Annotated in this window: 20 protein-coding genes and 4 tRNA genes; 15 read left to right on the top strand and 9 right to left on the bottom strand. The window is 33.8% G+C overall.

Annotated elements, in window-relative coordinates:
- The first annotated feature begins 3 nt into the window (after nt 1–3).
- Nucleotides 4–591, top strand: a complete 588-nt coding sequence (locus Q0941_RS00730) for an ammonia monooxygenase (protein WP_367277453.1) — start codon at nt 4–6, stop codon at nt 589–591.
- A gap of 109 nt (nt 592–700) precedes the next feature.
- On the opposite strand, the gene Q0941_RS00725 is transcribed toward Q0941_RS00730, so the two are convergent.
- A complete protein-coding gene (locus tag Q0941_RS00725; protein ID WP_299290364.1) occupies nt 701–1,564 on the bottom strand; it encodes a DNA adenine methylase in 864 nt (287 codons plus the stop codon).
- 127 nt (nt 1,565–1,691) lie between these two features.
- Nucleotides 1,692–1,765 (bottom strand) — tRNA-Thr (locus tag Q0941_RS00720).
- Nucleotides 1,766–1,856: 91 nt separating this feature from the next.
- Here Q0941_RS00720 and Q0941_RS00715 point away from each other — a divergent pair.
- A tRNA-Leu gene (locus Q0941_RS00715) sits at nt 1,857–1,978 on the top strand.
- On the opposite strand, the gene Q0941_RS00710 is transcribed toward Q0941_RS00715, so the two are convergent.
- Nucleotides 1,979–2,365 (bottom strand): hypothetical protein, encoded by a 387-nt coding sequence (locus tag Q0941_RS00710; RefSeq protein WP_299290362.1) that lies wholly within the window; start codon nt 2,363–2,365, stop codon nt 1,979–1,981.
- A 334-nt stretch (nt 2,366–2,699) separates the two neighbouring features.
- On the opposite strand from Q0941_RS00710, the gene Q0941_RS00705 reads away from it, so the two are divergent.
- A complete protein-coding gene (locus Q0941_RS00705) occupies nt 2,700–3,539 on the top strand; it encodes a hypothetical protein (RefSeq protein ID WP_299290360.1) in 840 nt (279 codons plus the stop codon).
- On the opposite strand, the gene Q0941_RS00700 is transcribed toward Q0941_RS00705, so the two are convergent.
- On the bottom strand, nt 3,540–3,710 hold the full coding sequence (locus Q0941_RS00700) for an AbrB/MazE/SpoVT family DNA-binding domain-containing protein (RefSeq protein ID WP_299290358.1): 171 nt from the start codon (nt 3,708–3,710) through the stop codon (nt 3,540–3,542).
- A 94-nt stretch (nt 3,711–3,804) separates the two neighbouring features.
- On the opposite strand from Q0941_RS00700, the gene Q0941_RS00695 reads away from it, so the two are divergent.
- The 5 genes from Q0941_RS00695 (at nt 3,805) to Q0941_RS00675 (ending at nt 6,706) form a co-directional block, all read left to right on the top strand.
- Nucleotides 3,805–4,920: a DDE-type integrase/transposase/recombinase gene (locus tag Q0941_RS00695; protein ID WP_299290356.1), complete on the top strand. Its 1,116-nt coding sequence runs from the start codon at nt 3,805–3,807 to the stop codon at nt 4,918–4,920.
- 33 nt (nt 4,921–4,953) lie between these two features.
- Nucleotides 4,954–5,211 (top strand): hypothetical protein, encoded by a 258-nt coding sequence (locus Q0941_RS00690; RefSeq protein ID WP_299290354.1) that lies wholly within the window; start codon nt 4,954–4,956, stop codon nt 5,209–5,211.
- Nucleotides 5,211–5,420, top strand: a complete 210-nt coding sequence (locus Q0941_RS00685; RefSeq protein ID WP_299290351.1) for a hypothetical protein — start codon at nt 5,211–5,213, stop codon at nt 5,418–5,420. Before Q0941_RS00690 ends, Q0941_RS00685 begins: the two co-directional genes overlap by 1 nt.
- 37 nt (nt 5,421–5,457) lie before the next feature.
- Nucleotides 5,458–5,652 carry a hypothetical protein gene (locus tag Q0941_RS00680; RefSeq protein ID WP_299290349.1) on the top strand — a complete coding sequence of 65 codons (195 nt, stop codon included), beginning with the start codon at nt 5,458–5,460 and terminating at the stop codon, nt 5,650–5,652.
- A gap of 160 nt (nt 5,653–5,812) precedes the next feature.
- The gene (locus tag Q0941_RS00675) at nt 5,813–6,706 is read left to right on the top strand and encodes a B12-binding domain-containing protein (RefSeq protein WP_299290347.1); all 894 of its coding nucleotides are present in this window, start codon (nt 5,813–5,815) and stop codon (nt 6,704–6,706) included.
- 2 nt (nt 6,707–6,708) lie between these two features.
- On the opposite strand, the gene Q0941_RS00670 is transcribed toward Q0941_RS00675, so the two are convergent.
- A tRNA-Ile gene (locus Q0941_RS00670) sits at nt 6,709–6,783 on the bottom strand.
- A 33-nt stretch (nt 6,784–6,816) separates the two neighbouring features.
- Nucleotides 6,817–7,371 (bottom strand): thioredoxin family protein, encoded by a 555-nt coding sequence (locus Q0941_RS00665; RefSeq protein WP_299290345.1) that lies wholly within the window; start codon nt 7,369–7,371, stop codon nt 6,817–6,819.
- An 80-nt stretch (nt 7,372–7,451) separates the two neighbouring features.
- Between Q0941_RS00665 and Q0941_RS00660 the strand changes: the two genes are divergently transcribed.
- From Q0941_RS00660 to Q0941_RS00640, 5 genes are all read left to right on the top strand, one after another.
- A tRNA-Ala gene (locus Q0941_RS00660) sits at nt 7,452–7,525 on the top strand.
- Nucleotides 7,526–7,826: 301 nt separating this feature from the next.
- Entirely contained in the window at nt 7,827–8,894 is a 1,068-nt protein-coding gene (locus Q0941_RS00655; RefSeq protein ID WP_299290342.1) for a hypothetical protein, read from the top strand.
- Between the two features lie 33 nt (nt 8,895–8,927).
- Nucleotides 8,928–9,392: a phosphopantetheine adenylyltransferase gene (locus Q0941_RS00650; RefSeq protein ID WP_299290340.1), complete on the top strand. Its 465-nt coding sequence runs from the start codon at nt 8,928–8,930 to the stop codon at nt 9,390–9,392.
- Nucleotides 9,393–9,456: 64 nt separating this feature from the next.
- The gene (locus tag Q0941_RS00645) at nt 9,457–9,786 is read left to right on the top strand and encodes a hypothetical protein (protein WP_299290338.1); all 330 of its coding nucleotides are present in this window, start codon (nt 9,457–9,459) and stop codon (nt 9,784–9,786) included.
- Between the two features lie 63 nt (nt 9,787–9,849).
- The gene (locus Q0941_RS00640) at nt 9,850–10,848 is read left to right on the top strand and encodes a CxxC-x17-CxxC domain-containing protein (RefSeq protein ID WP_299290336.1); all 999 of its coding nucleotides are present in this window, start codon (nt 9,850–9,852) and stop codon (nt 10,846–10,848) included.
- Between the two features lie 142 nt (nt 10,849–10,990).
- On the opposite strand, the gene Q0941_RS00635 is transcribed toward Q0941_RS00640, so the two are convergent.
- Together Q0941_RS00635 and Q0941_RS00630 are read right to left on the bottom strand one after the other, a co-directional pair.
- Nucleotides 10,991–11,278 carry a hypothetical protein gene (locus tag Q0941_RS00635; protein ID WP_299290334.1) on the bottom strand — a complete coding sequence of 96 codons (288 nt, stop codon included), beginning with the start codon at nt 11,276–11,278 and terminating at the stop codon, nt 10,991–10,993.
- The gene (locus Q0941_RS00630; protein WP_299290332.1) at nt 11,275–12,387 is read right to left on the bottom strand and encodes a tryptophan--tRNA ligase; all 1,113 of its coding nucleotides are present in this window, start codon (nt 12,385–12,387) and stop codon (nt 11,275–11,277) included. The genes Q0941_RS00635 and Q0941_RS00630 overlap by 4 nt, the downstream gene beginning before the upstream one ends.
- A gap of 51 nt (nt 12,388–12,438) precedes the next feature.
- Here Q0941_RS00630 and Q0941_RS00625 point away from each other — a divergent pair, with 51 nt between their 5' ends.
- Together Q0941_RS00625 and pheT are read left to right on the top strand one after the other, a co-directional pair.
- Complete coding sequence (locus Q0941_RS00625) at nt 12,439–13,827, top strand: phenylalanine--tRNA ligase subunit alpha (protein WP_299290330.1); 1,389 nt, start codon at nt 12,439–12,441, stop codon at nt 13,825–13,827.
- Nucleotides 13,818–15,461, top strand: coding sequence for a phenylalanine--tRNA ligase subunit beta (pheT, locus tag Q0941_RS00620; protein WP_299290328.1), 1,644 nt, complete (start codon nt 13,818–13,820; stop codon nt 15,459–15,461). Before Q0941_RS00625 ends, pheT begins: the two co-directional genes overlap by 10 nt.
- On the opposite strand, the gene Q0941_RS00615 is transcribed toward pheT, so the two are convergent.
- Entirely contained in the window at nt 15,432–15,692 is a 261-nt protein-coding gene (locus Q0941_RS00615; protein WP_299290326.1) for a hypothetical protein, read from the bottom strand. The two genes, pheT and Q0941_RS00615, sit on opposite strands and share 30 nt — an antisense overlap.
- Nucleotides 15,693–15,780 lie beyond the last annotated feature (88 nt).

Raw genomic sequence — 15,780 nt, 5'->3', positions numbered from 1 at the left:
ACACTGTTAACAATTAATGCAGGAGACTACATCTTCTACACTGACTGGGCTTGGACTTCGTACACGGTATTCTCAATATCGCAAACGTTGATGCTTATTGTAGGTGCAACATATTACCTAACATTTACAGGCGTTCCAGGCACAGCAACGTACTACGCTCTGATTATGACAGTATACACGTGGGTAGCAAAAGGTGCATGGTTTGCACTCGGATATCCATATGACTTCATTGTAACTCCAGTTTGGTTACCATCAGCAATGCTGTTGGACTTAGTTTACTGGGCAACAAAGAAGAACAAGCACTCCTTGATACTGTTCGGCGGCGTACTGGTAGGAATGTCATTACCGTTGTTCAACATGGTAAACCTGATAACAGTAGCAGACCCACTTGAAACGGCATTCAAGTATCCAAGACCAACATTGCCACCATACATGACACCGATAGAACCGCAAGTAGGTAAGTTCTATAACAGCCCAGTTGCTCTCGGTGCAGGTGCAGGTGCAGTTTTGGCATGTACATTTGCAGCATTAGGTTGTAAATTGAATACATGGACTTACAGATGGATGGCCGCATGGTCTAAGTGGGACTAAAAACCCAACCTTTCCTTTTCATTTTGTTATCTATTCCTAATGCATATTCTACACAATTTTTTGAAACATATGAAATTCAAATTTTGAAAAATGAAACTTGAAATTATTTTTAATAATTTTTTATCAATAATTCAAAGTGACCTGTTCTCTTTCTTGAATTAGAGTTGATTGAACGGTTGGCTTGAATCTTCTTTACTTTCCAAGATTTTCCTGAGAACAAATCTGAGACTTGTTTAGAATCTGAATTTGACAAAAGCACTTTACATCCTTTAGAATCCAGGTTGTTACATAGATCTGCTAATCTTTCAAGATCACTATCAGTAAAGTCCTTGTTTGTATAACTGGTAAAATTGGCAGTATTGCTTACTGGCTGATATGGTGGGTCAAAGTATACTAGATCACCTTTTTTGGCATCTCGTAGGACTGCCTCAAAATCACGACATTTGATTGAGACTCTACTTGCTTGTAGAATGGAGCTGACAGAACGGAGATTTCCTTCATTTACTATATTTGGATTTGAATAACGTCCTAGAGGGACATTGAACTTTCCTTTGCTGTTAACTCTGTACAATCCATTAAAGCAGGTTCTATTCAAAAAGAGCAATCTTGATGTTTTCTCAATTTCACTTCTTGGATTTGATTCTCGAACTGAGTAATAGTAGGATTTTGAATCCTTGTGATAATTTCTTTCATGATTTTTTAGAGATGAAATCAAGTCATCAATTCTGTTTCGAATTGTAGTATAAGCTAAAACTAGATCAGAGTTCAAATCTGAGATACTGCATTTCTGAGCATTTCTCTCTGTGAGGATATGAAAAAGCAATGCACCTCCTCCAATAAATGGTTCAAAATATGTCCCAAAGGTTTTTGGCAAATTTTCATTTAAAATTGGAATTAACTGACGTTTTCCACCTGCCCATTTTACAAATGGTTTTGGGACGACAGTTGATACTTGGGAGTATACTTGTTTCAATAACTAGTATCACGGAATTTTTTAACACTTAGGGACACAAAAAAAATTGATCTTGAACTAACTTTTTCCTAGTTGAGTAAGAGCTTAAATACAAATTTCGTAAAATTGTGATTTTTAGAAATTAAAAAGCTTCGAACGGGATCCGGACCCGCGACCTTTACCTTACCAAGGTAACGCTCTACCAGGCTGAGCTATCGAAGCACAAATTCACCCTGTAGAAAATCCTTATAATTCTTCATTATTTTTGCAAAAACTCTAAACTGTTAAATTTCACACAAATTTTTATCATTTTGGAGGAGTAATCAAGCCTGGCCAAAGTAAGCACTCCGTGCTTTTGGACATGCAGGACTTAAGATCAAATAATGGGTGATCCTGTCTCTCAGGAGTTCGTGGGTTCAAATCCCACCTCCTCCACTATTTTGTATTTCTAAGTCCTTTATTGTTAAGAACTTCATAAACTTCTGGAATGGACCAGACAAAACCAATACAAGCACAATCTTTTCTCTCACAGAGCTGACAATACAATTCTCCTTTTTGGATTACAACTTCTGCGATTCTATTTCTGGTATTATCCTTTAGAATAATACGGTCCTCATCAACTGAAATCTTTTCAAGTTTTGGAGCATATTTTGCAAAGGTCTTGTCCTTTAACATCATCTCCTCTAACATGTAAGTAACATAACCTGAGAAACTGTTGACACCTTTCATTGAAAGGTCGTCTTTACTCTTTTCATAAACCTGGTGGAACTTGTCATAAACGTTCTCTGAAACCGTAATTGATTTGAATCCCTCTTTTGGCAATTTACTTTTCCCTTACCGTACATTAAGGTACTAAGTATATAATGTTTTATTTTCGGTTCTGTGTAATATGAGAGACCTAGCCTCAAATCTTCTACCTGTTTACCTCGAGACCTTTCGTGTCGGGAATTTTAAAAATTGAGATTCAAAGTTTCATGTGCCCAATTTTGGACATTACTGCTAATACAAACAGGAATTGGCTTTTTCTTTATTTTCATGGGCAGTAATTTGCTTTCAATCAATTTTGGAACAGATGTGTCGAAACCACTATTATCATTAATTGGCGTAGGAATAGTCTTAGGTATTGTTTTTTTAATACCTATTATTAGCCGAATTAATGGAAAAGTTTGATCAAGAGTTTAAGATTAATTTCATTGTAGCAATACTGTTTATTTCTGGAATAACCATAATCTTGTTTAACACTATGCCAGAATTTGAGAAAGCAAACATTGCCGAGTCACTGATAGATGAAACTGAAAAAATTCCATTATATGAAATCAATAAGCCAATCACATTGAATCTTTTTCCTGTTGTAGGTCAATCCAATGCAACGGATTTACGAATATTGATAACTTTTCAACAATCTGTGGTTTATGCAGGAGATGAGGTTGAATACCATGCACGTATTGTCACAGATCAACAGATATCCAATATTCAAGCAATTGCCATAATTTTTGATCATGAAAATGTAGAATATACAAAACATACTCGGGGACAAATTTTTCAGGAAATCAATACTGCAGGAAATTTTGGGCATGCAATTGTCTTAGGGCCTGATATGGAAGAACCGTTCTCATTAAAAGGGAAAATTCCATTTCCAGTAGAAAGTGAAGTTTTTGTTACAGGATTCATAATTAGAGAAAACGGGTTTGAGACACTGAATCTTGATGAACCTATATTGAAAATATTTCCCACATCTGCAAAATTGGAAACAGAGGCAAATCGTGCTTTATTGGCACAAGCAGAACAACAAAGAATTAGTTCATTAGTTCAAGACATCTCAAATGCACGATTGCTTGCATTGACTTGGGTAGGCGTGGGTGCAATCCCAATAATTATTGGAGCAGATATTCTGATTCGTGTTTATTTGCGAGAAAGTGAGGTCAATAAATGGTTTAGAGAAAAAACTCAACCAATAATCAAATGGCGTAAAGGCGAACATGAGATTATAAAATGATTATTTTTTCTTGTTTAGTTTGAGAATAATCTCATGACGTTTTACAACTGCCTCTAATTCGTCTCCTACTTCCCAACCTGCCTCATCAACTTTCTCAGGTGGAATAACAACTACAAGTTTTGAATATTCTTTGTTGCCTACTTTTCGATTAACTTGTTTTTGTAGTTTCAACTATTCAAATTTCTACTAGGTACCTAATATAGTTTGGTACATAATTATTGTTAGGTACCTAAATGTTTATATTAATAGGTACCTAATACTACACATGGATAAAACAGATCCTCGTCAAGAAAAAGGAAAAGAAATTGCAAACTCTAGTAATCAAATTCAAAGAGTAGATGAAAACCACTACAGGGTAAAATCACAAACCTCAGAAAAAGAGTATGACGTTATCGCTACTGAAAAGGGTTGGACTTGTACCTGTCCTGATCATTGTTTTAGACAGGTTTGTTGCAAACATATCCATGCAGTAGAATTTTCAAAATTAGTTAGAACCAAAGTTTGGAAAGCAACACACATCAATGAAATTGAAACTGACAAATGCAAATTCTGTGAGTCCTCCAAAATCATCAAAAAGGGATTGAGAAAGAACAAGACCTATTCCTTGCAGGTTTACCAATGCAAGGATTGTGACAGAAAATTCTCAGTAAATCTTGGATTTGAGAAAATGAAGGCTTCCCCTCAGGTTATCACTAGTGCAATGCAGTTGTATTTCTCAGGCGAATCACTCAGAAACGTTCAGAGATTCTTGGAATTGCAGGGCGTAAAAATTACCCACAAAACTGTATGGAACTGGATTAACAAGTATGTTGGTTTGATGAACGGGTATCTTGATGAGATTGTTCCAAATGTCAGCGACAAGTGGAGGGCTGACGAACTGTACCTTAAGGTCAAGGGCAATACGAAATACCTCTATGCCATGATGGATGATGATACTAGATTTTGGATTGCCAAACAAGTGTCAGATAGAAAGTACAAGGATGATATTGTGCCAATGTTTGAGGACGGAAAGAAACTTGCAAACAAAAAGCCAAAGGTACTCATCACTGACGGGGCACAGAATTTTCACTTGGCATACAAGAGGGCATTTTTCTCAAAGACAAATCCAAAGACTATCCATATCCGTCATATCCATTTGAAAAATGACATGAATAACAACAAGATGGAGAGACTAAACGGAGAAATCCGAGACAGGGAAAAAGTAATGAGAGGACTGAAAAAAGATGACTCTCCAATTATTGACGGTTACAGAATCTATCACAATTTCATAAGAGGCCACATGGCTTTTGACAGAAAGACTCCTGCGGATATTGCAAGTATCAAGGTTCATGGAGATAACAAATGGATCACTTTAATTCAGAATGCCAGCAAAAGATCATAACTTTTTAAAATATTCTATTGTGAAAAAATAGTATTGCCTTTAGATGATCCAAATCTCATAATTGCAATTATTGTAGGGGCAATTGTAGTGTTTGGGGCAGGTTTTACAGCAGGCACTAGATGGGAGAAAAAAGAAACCAAAATGAAAGAACTTAATGAAAGAATAGATAGGATTGAGAATGGATTCTTTTCTGGCATTACTGATGATCCAGAACTATCAGATTGGATGAGAAACAATAGTGCATTTCTCATGAAGTTATTTAGTAAGTTCAAAGGAGGTAACAATAGTTAATGGCATTAACACCACAACAAAAACAAAGAAAACAAGAATTAACCCAAAAACTACAAACTAGAGTTTTGAATCCCATCGAGGCAGATGAATTAAAGGGATTATTAGAAGAAGAGAAAAAAGAGGCTGTTTCACTAGGAGATGTTGGCAAAGTATTTGGAATTATTTTATTACTTGGGTTAGTTGTGGCTTTTTTGTCTGATAGAGATTAACTAGAAATCTAATATTGCAGATACTTCATAATTTTGTATGGTTATCAAAATAGACTTTGAGTCATTAATTCAAGTTATGCTGAATGAACTTGAAAGACAGCATCCAAACGAAGCAATGTCTGCACTTCAAGGAACTAAAGTTCTCTTAGAAGAGGAAATAAAACAAAATCCTAAAGGGTGGTTTACTGCTTTAGGCTTAGGTATTCTAGCAATTGATGGTAAAGAACTCTGATTTCATGAATCAAAAATACGTGAAATCTTAGGTCTCGAAAGTAAACAGGTAGAAGATCTGAGGCTAGGTCTTTCAAATTACACAGAACCTTATTTTCAAAAACCCTTTCCCCTAGTTAATAGAAATTAGTCTTTATACAATACCTTAATCCAAAAGCAATATGGGTCGTGGCTATTCAACTGAAGAGATTCGTGAAAAATTAATTTCAACTTTAGAGGATTCAGAAACTGGAATGTCAGGAGTTGAGATTTCAGATAAAATTGGAATCAATAGAATTACCATGACAAAGTATCTCAAAGTTTTTGCAGCTGAAGGATTGTTACGTCAAAAAAATATTGGAAATATTACATTATGGTTTTTAGAACCTGGACAAGAAGCATATAATTTTCCAGATGATTATTTTCAAGTTTCACCACAATACCTTGATTTTTTGGTAAAGGGTTCTGAAGAACAAGTATTTTCTCTAATCAAAAACTGCCTTCATTCTGGTGCAACAGTAAACAGGCTAGTTTTAGAAATTATACTTCCTGCAATAGAGTCAGTAAATCAATTGTTCGAAGATGGAAAAATTGGCACTGCTGAAAGGAATCTTCTAAGAATGACAATTTCAAAATCTTTACAAATTTTCAATCAAACTCAAATTGTTTCAGAACAAAAAAAGAATGTTGTATTAATTGCAGCTGATTCTAACAGCAGTTTGATTTCTGAAGCAGCAGCTGCAGCATATCATTCAGAAGGATGGAGAGTTTCTAATCTAGGTGACATGTCTTCAGCAATTGATGTACTCTTTGATTTAGATTTTCAAAAATTGGTAGGAAAAATTTGGAAGCAAAAACCTGGACTTCTCATAGTTGTAGTTTTTTCAGAAACTGATGAAGGGTTAATTTTTTTCACAGATTCAATAAATCCTACCAGAGAAAAATCTGGCAAAAAAATGAAACTAGCTCTATATGGAAAAACATCCAAAAAAACCAAATCTCATTCTGATTTGGTTTCTGAGAAAATTGAAGATATCCTGCAATGGTCTCAATCAACATTTGAAAATATGAAGTAAGATGGGCCCGATGAGATTCGAACTCATGACCTTTCGATTATCAGTCGAACGCTCCAGCCAAGCTGAGCTACGAGCCCACGAAGAAATCTCTAGGCTGAGGTCATTTAAGTTTAATTTTCTTTCCACTTGATAGAGCATCCAATTGATGGGTCAAAGTCTTTTTCAATTTTCTCACCATCTAACAATTTCTGCATATTGTTGATCATTGTCTTTTCTGTGGCCTCATCATCAGGTTTCATAGCATTGTCGATTCTACCATGAAAGACTAGTTGTTTTTGGCTATTGAACAAAAATGGATCTGGGGTACACATGGCACCATATTTTTTTGCAATCTCCTGAGTTTCATCAACTAGATAATCAAAACCAAATCCTTTCTCTTTTGCAGTATCCTTCATTGCATCAAAACTGTCTTCTGGATAGTCAGTTGAATCATTACTGTTGATTCCAACTATTGCAATATCTTTTCCAAATTTTTCATACAACTCGTTTAGTGCGTCTACTTTAGCTTTTACATATGGACAGTGATTACACATGAAAATTACTAAAACTCCTTTGTAGTTTTCATAATCTTTGAGTGAATGTTTCTTATCATCAATTCCTAACAATTCAAAGTCAGGTGCAATATCTCCAGCTTTTAGTTTAACTTGAGATTCTAAAAGTACCATAAGTGGACGTTCATGTTTTCAAATAAAATCCTTGCCTAGAAGACAACAATTAAAATCCACACATAATCCATCATTCACGTGGGCCGGTAGTATAGCCTGGTAGTATACCCGCCTTGCACGCGGGGGGTCACGGATTCAAATTCCGTCCGGTCCACTCTTATGCGATCTATTCTGATATTCGGACTGCTGGATGGATTTAAATAGGATAAGTTTCGGTTTTCTCTTATGGCAAGCGTAGTAGATGGATGGCCTGTATGGATTCCACTCATTGTTGGTTTAGCACCAGGTTTGATATACTGGTTAGCAATTACCGCCAAGAGAAACTAAATTTACAATTTTTATTCTCTTTTTATTATCTTCTATTCATAGTGTAAACTAGGTTAAACGTTGTTACCTTTCTTGTTCACAATATGAATTGTTACAGAAAATTAATCTCCGATATCCATAAAATTCAGATGCAAAAAATTATTCCGATAATATTTCTAGCTGTTTTATTAATTCCAATATCTCAAATTAATGCTCAAGAATATTCTGATAATACTCCAACACTAACTGTTTCATTACAAAATGAAACTCCATTTGTCTATCAGGATTCTGAAGGATATACAGTTGTAGTAGGTGTAGTTGAAAACAACAATGACCTAACTCCAGTTAGTAATGTTCAGGTTCAGGTAAAATTCTATGATGATCTAAATCCACAACCAATTGAGACAGTCACTGAGAATGTCTCCCTTGAAGTAATTCCAGCAAATGGGGTTTCTCCATATTCAATTCGCTCCGCTACAGCAAATCCCTATATCACTCAAGCAGCCGTTTCTTTAGTTGGCTTTGATTCTTCAAATCCAAAAGAAAGTGCCCTGATAATCTATTCTAATGATGTGTCCATGGATACTGAACTCCACTTTACTGGAACCTTGGAAAATGGGGGGGCTCCAATTTCTGACACAAATGTGTATTTGGCAATACACGATGCATTTGATCCTCCAAGAATTCTAAGTGTTGAAACTGTAGAAATTGGTCAAGTTGCATCTAATGATAAAATCACTTTTGAGTTTAATGGAAAAATTGATTCTAGAGCTGTAGGACTCTTTATGGTAGCTGAATCAAATATCTTTAATTCTGATATTGTAGAAGTTACAATTCCACCACCTGAGATAGCATCTATGCTGGGAGCAATTTCTGATGTCTCAATTCAAGACAAACAGGGAACGAAACTCTCTGAACTTCAAGTAGGAGTACCTGTCAACATTAAGAGTAAAACTACTATTCAATTTGCAGCAGATCAAGAAAAAAATGAAACAGCATACACTTACTATGTTCAAATCAAAGAATCTGGAGAAAACCCAACTGTAGAATACATTGGTCAATACGAAGGACGATTTATTGGCACAGGTGATGACTTTCAAACCATAGACTGGATTCCTCAGAAATCAGGATTGTATTATATGGAAACTTTTGTTTGGGATAGAAATAACATTCCCATTTCTGAACAGGGTCCTATTGTTCTCTTTCTTGTAAAATAGTAAGTTTATTTTCATATTCATCATAATATCTCCATGTCTGATTTTTCTCTAGCTGCAATGGGCGGAACATTTGATATTATTCACAGAGGTCATTTGACATTACTTGTAAATGCATTTTCAAGATCTGACAAAGTAATCATTGGTTTAACAAGTGACGAACTGGCAAAAAGAAAGGGAAAATCTCCTCACAATAATTATCAAACAAGATTAGCACATCTACTTGAAACTATCTTTCAAGAATTCCCAAAATCTGATTTTCAAATCAGTAAGTTGGATAATGATTTTGGTCCAGCAGTATTAGAAAAGGAAGTTCAGGCATTAGTTGTTAGCTCAGAGACTAGTAATCAAGGTGAAAAACTCAATGAATTAAGAGCAGAAAAGAATCTACCTCCTGTAGAAATCATTGTAGTTCCAATGCATTTGGCTGAAGATGGTACAAGAATATCTACCACAAGAATAAAAAATTTAGAAATTGACAAAGAAGGAAACTTGTTGTGAATTGACAAGAAGCTTGTCTAACTTTGAGTAATTGTCATAAAACAAAATTGTAGGATTTAGCCTCATGGCAATCATCAATCATATGATGAAACAAATTGATAATGATGTCTCAAATCTAAAACAAGGATTACAACCTGAGAGTCTAGCATTTTGGTATGATAAAATAATTAAAGAAACAATTGAGATGGCACCTCCTTGGTTACAAGATAAAATCAAAGTTCATCAAGATCCTGTTCTTACAATGAAGTTTAATCTGGACATTTCAAAACGTGCTGTAAGATACTTCATGATTGCAGTTGAAAATAATATTGAAGAAATGCCATATTCAACAAAATTATATTTTCTCAAAGTACAAGAAGTAATGTCTACTGAAATGGACAAATCTCTTGTTTGATTTTTCTAGGCACAACTCAAAGCTCTAAGTATCTATAACCATTAATTCTAAACCTGCTATACAATGGAACTATACAAATCAAAATATTCTGATAATAAAAAATCTAGAAAATCAAGACGAGATGATAACGTCTCAAAATCATTTAGAAATTCCAGAAATGATAGATTTTCTAGAGATGGAAAAAGAGAATCTGCAACTGTAACATGTGCTGATTGCGGAACAGAATGTGAAGTTCCATTTGTACCAAAGACTGACAGACCTGTTTATTGTAGTGATTGCTTTAGACAAAACAAACCAGAATCTGATGATTATGAGAAATATTCACACAAAGACAATTCCAGAAATGATAGAGAATCAAGATACTCTAGAGATGATAGACGTTCCAGAAATGATAGATACTCTAGAGATGATAGAGAAAGAGAGTCAGCTACTGTAACATGTGCTGATTGCGGAACCGATTGTGAAGTTCCATTTGTACCAAGACACGATAGACCTGTTTATTGTAGTGATTGCTTTAGACAAAACAAATCAAGAAACTCTGATGATGATAGATTTTCTAGAAATGATAGAGAATCAAGATACTTAAGAAATGATAGAGAATCAAGATACTCTAGAGATGATAGACGTTCCAGAAACGATCGACCTAGAAATGATAGACGAAGTGAAAGAAGATCATCCAGAGATGAACCACGTTCTAAAAATTCTAAAAGTGAGAAATTCCTAAAAAAACAAGAAAGTTTCTACTCCAATGGTTCAGACAAATTCTATGAATCTTTGAAGGAAAAATTATTTGAGATTTTAGGGGGAAAAATTTGCTCTAGTTGTGGATTTAGAGATGAGAGAGCCTTGGGATTTAGTCACAAATATGATGAAAACGCATTTGATGATATTCACCGTGGTGGAGCTGCATCTTCATGGGGTAAATACATCTCTGAACCTAATTTAGCCAGAGATGAACTAAAGGTGCTTTGTTTGAACTGTAATCAAATAAACCAACCTGTTTCCAAACCCAAAAATGAATCTAGACCAAAAAGAAAGAAGAGCAAATATTTTCCTAGATGATCTCTGAAATCAATTTTGAGAATTTATTAACACTTTAATTATAATAATTTTGAAGATAAAACATGAATGGCGACTTTAAGGCATTAGGTCTGACTTTGATTGCTATGGTTGGCATTGTAGCCCTTTATACCGCATTTGCACCTTAGATCTTTTCTTTTTCGATTTCTACACTTTCTTCAATAACCTTAGTAGAAACTAGCTTGTCTTCTTTGTCAATTACTGATTGTATGAAATCTGCAAAATTCTCCACATTTTGCTCATCAGAAAGAAGAATACTATGTGCTGATTTATCTTTCAATGAAATCACCATTTCGTTTTGAATCACATTTAGAATCGATGTGATAAACGTCTCTTTTCCCTCTTTGATGAAAATTAAACTCGCTAGTTTTTGAGCTTCGTATTTGTCGTCACACTTTATTCTAATCTTCATTTATTCTCAAAAAGAAATTCGTCAATTTTGTCTTTAGCTTTTTCTCTATTTTCTTGATGAGTGGCAAGAAAATTATTCATTTTTTCAATCAAAATTGCTTTTAACTCTCCAGAAAGTAGTTTCCCTGATTTGTAATCATCATAGATTGCTTTGAGTTTTTCATCATCAGGTTCAAAAAATATTCTAAGATACTGAAATGACACATCAATGTCCGGATTCCCTCCTAGCTTTCTATGTTGTTCAAGATCTGGCTGACCCCCTGAAAATGCGTATTTGTTAATTTTCTTTTTTACTACATTTGGAGCATCAGTTGTGTAAACAGTTCCATTTTCATCAGATGCTGACATTTTTCCTCCAGGGCCTTCTAAAGCTGGAATCATAATGTTATGGATTAATGCTGGTTTTGGTTTTCCTATTTTTGGAGCAATATCTCTTGTAAGTCTGAAATGAGGATCTTGATCAACTCCTAATGGAATCAAAACTGGTTTGTCTTCAATAAAACAAGGTGCTGATTGTAATGAAGTATAAAATATCATACCGAGATTGGTTTCATTTGTAAATCCAAATGTAGCTTTTGTATTTGAAAAATTTATTTTCTTTGCAACTTGAGCTGCAATAGGATACAAGGTCTGAATATTTCTTGTATTGATTATGATTTTTGTTTTCTTAGGGTCAAATCCTAAAGCGATAAAATCTAAAGCATTTTCAAGTGCAAATTTTTTTGTATCTTCTAAAGTGAGATTTTGTTTTGAAAAGAATTTCTCATCATCAGTTAATTGAAAATACATATTCACATCAAATTTTTCTTGTAACCATTTTGCAAACACCCAAGGAACCAAGTGTCCAATATGAGTGTGACCAGATGGACCTCTACCAGTATAAAGGAAGAATTTGTTTCCTTTTTCATAATCATCTAGAATCCTGCTCATTTCTCTATGTGAGAAGAAAATCCCTCGTCTGAGCATAAAATGGTCCTCGCCTGTGATTTTTGTAATTCTGGCTAGTAATTCAGATGAAATCTTTTCTGTACCAAATTTTTTGATAAGTTTTTCATAATCAATGTCGCCCTCTACATGCCAAGGTGTTACAATAAAGTCGTCAGCTGACATTCAATTTGACTTAGGTTAAGGTTTAAAAAGTCTTTTTCGAACTTTCTGCTGTTGTCACAAGTTTTTCATGATATTGAAAAAAAAATAATTTCATCACTAAAAGAGAATTCTAAACAATCTCCAGAATCATTAGAAAAATCAACTAATTTGTCTCCTGATCAAATTAGGCGAGGAATTGAATGGCTTAAACTCAAAGATTTAGCTATTGTAAATGAATCCAAAACTAGTCTTATCAGTTTAGGAAAAAATGGTCTTGAATCAATTGAAAAAGGATTACCTGAAAGGCAATTACTAAATTCTTTAAAAAATGGTCCAAAAAAATTATCGGATTTACAAAAACAACTTGGTCCAGTATTTGGTCCTGCAATGGGTCTTGCTAGAAAAAATAATTGGGTAAAGGCTGATTCTGATTCGATTTCTCTAAATAATGAACCAGCAGAAATTCCTGCTGAAAAAATTATCAAGCAAATTGGAAAAGAAAAAATTCCTAAAGAAAAAATTGATGCTTCTGAACTTTCTGTTCTTTTGAAGCGACCTGATTTTGTAATTGAAGATATTGTAAAAACTAAAGAAATCACACTTTCTGATTCTGCAAAAACTCTCGAACTATCTGATTCATCTGGAGCAATTGATGTTGAAGCCAAAGTTCCCCAAGTTTTTGTAGCAAGAACTCATCCATTAAAAGACACAATTGATGAAATTCGTGAAATCTTTGTAACACTAGGCTTTTCAGAAATTAATGGAAACATGACCCAGTCTAGTTTCTGGAATTTTGATGCATTGTTTACACCTCAGGATCATCCTGCAAGAGAACTTCAAGACACATTTTACTTGGATGGAATTTCAGCCAAAAAAATAGCTACACCTGAGCAAATTAGAAAAGTTTCAGATTCGCATAAGAAAAACTGGAGATACCAATGGGACATTAATGAGGCACGAAAAATGGTATTGAGGACTCATACCACATGTGTTACAATAAAGCACTTAGCTGAAACAAAACCTGATGAAGCTCGAGTATTTTCTTTAGGTCGTGTATTTAGAAATGAAAAAGTCAGTTACAAACATCTAGTTGAATTTAATCAAATTGAAGGAGTTGTAGTTGGAAAAAATGCTACACTTCGTGATTTAATGGGAATTCAAAGAGAATTCTACAAAAGAATTGGAATAACGAAAATTAAATTCTGGCCAACATTTTTCCCATATACTGAACCATCTTTGCAAACTATGGTGTATAATGAAAGATTAGGAAAATGGGTTGAATTATTTGGAATGGGAATTTTCAGGCCTGAGGTTACAAAGCCTCTTGGAATAACAAAACCAGTTTTAGCTTGGGGTGGAGGAATTGAAAGAATTGCAATGCTAAAGTATGGATTAGATGATGTTCGAGAATTTTACAATAATAATCTTAATTGGTTAAGGAGCGCATCAAAATGCCAGTAGTTGAATTATCTTATTCTCGCCTCCAAAAATTAATTGGAAAATCATCAAAAAAACAAATTTCTGATTCATTACCATTTCTTGGTTTAGATATTGAATCTGAAGACAAAGACTTGGTAAGAATTGAATACAGTCCAAACAGACCTGATTACTCTACTGATTTTGGTATTGCATTGGGAATGCAAGGATTACTTGGAATCAAAACTGGCGCAATCAAATTAAAAATCAAAAAATCAAAACAATATTCTATAAATGTAAAATCTGATGTTGCAAAAATCCGACCTTTTGTGACTGGAATTGTGGCTAAAAATGGCAAAATTGATGATAAAACAATCAAACAACTTATGGCCATGCAAGAAGATCTTCATTTTGGAATTGGAAGAAAAAGAAAAAAATCTTCAATTGGAATTCATGATTTAGACAAGATTTCATTTCCTCTGACATATTCTACAACTAGTAGAAATGACAAATTCATTCCATTAAATTCTGAAAAAGAACTAACAATTACTCAAATTCTAGAATCTACTGATGTTGGAAAAGATTATGGACAAATTTTAGGCAATTCATCTAAAATGCCAATTATTACTGATTCAAAAAATCAAACTGTCTCATTTCCTCCAATAATTAATGCAGCAGTAACAACTGTGACTACAAAAACCAAAAATCTCTTTGTTGAAGTTACAGGAATTAACAAAGCGGATGCTGAAGATATGCTTTCAGTCGTTGCAACAATATTGCAAAGTGCAGGATTTAGTCTGGAAGAAGTAAAAATTTCAGGTTCAAAAAATTCTACTCCAAAATTAGAGTCAAAGAAAATGACTGTTAGTACAACTTTGGTAAATCAAATTTTAGGATTGAATCTGAATTCTTCAAAAATTATCTCTTGTTTGAAAAAATCTAGATTAGATGCATCTCTAAAAGGCAAAGATATTTTGTGTATCATTCCTGCATATCGATTTGATATCTTTGGTCCAATGGATCTTGTGGAAGAAGTTGCATTAGGATATGGAATTCAAAATCTTGAACCTGCATTATCACCATCACAAACAATTGGCCAAACAAATCATGTTTCCCAAAATCTAAAATTTCTGAGTCAGGTGATGGTTGGACTAGGTTATCTTGAAGCACTAAATTCGAGCCTAACAAGTAAACGAGTTTTGTATGAAATGACAAACAGAAATTCTTCTAAAATTATTTCTGTACGTGATTCAAAAAGCCAAGAACATACTATTTTACGAGATTCAATTCTTCCAGGATTACTAGAGAATTTATCAAAAAATATTCACGAATCATATCCTCAAAAAATATTTGAAACAGGTTCCGTTTTTTCAGAAGGAAACCCAATTGATGAAAAAATTAGTTTTTCAGGAATTAGTGCTCATCAAGATGCAAATTTCACTGAAATAAAATCTGTTTTACAGTCTGGACTAAAAACAGGATTTGACCTTGAAATTCAAACAAAAACAACATCTCATCCAACCTTTGAAGATGGAAGATGCGCAAGTGTTCTTGTAAATAATAAAACAATTGGAATTATTGGCGAAATTAATTCTCAAATAATTGAAAATTATAAAATTCGTGTACCTGTTGTAGGATTTGAAATTTCTTTATCTGATTCCATTTTGAAATCTGTTTAGAAAAGACATTCCGATCATACCAATCCCTACTGACAAAATAATCATTCCAATGGTAAATTCAATGATCATTCTTTGATGAATTGACTTATTCTCTACATCTAGCATATAGTATGATTCTTCGTCCAAGCTTTCAAAAAATTGGATTTGTGGATAATCAAAAATTACAATTAAACTCCCAATAATCAATAAAATAATTCCGACAAAAAATAATGTGATATTTTTTATCTCCATTTACTTTCTTTGGTTTCCGGTGATTTAATTTTAATTTCCAAATATGCTCAATTTTTCTCTAAATGGTTTTTAGTAAGAATAATTCCAA

It is taken from the genome of Candidatus Nitrosopumilus sp. (assembly GCF_028278985.1).
Classification (GTDB): domain Archaea; phylum Thermoproteota; class Nitrososphaeria; order Nitrososphaerales; family Nitrosopumilaceae; genus Nitrosopumilus.
This window is presented reverse-complemented; position numbering and strand designations above follow the sequence as displayed.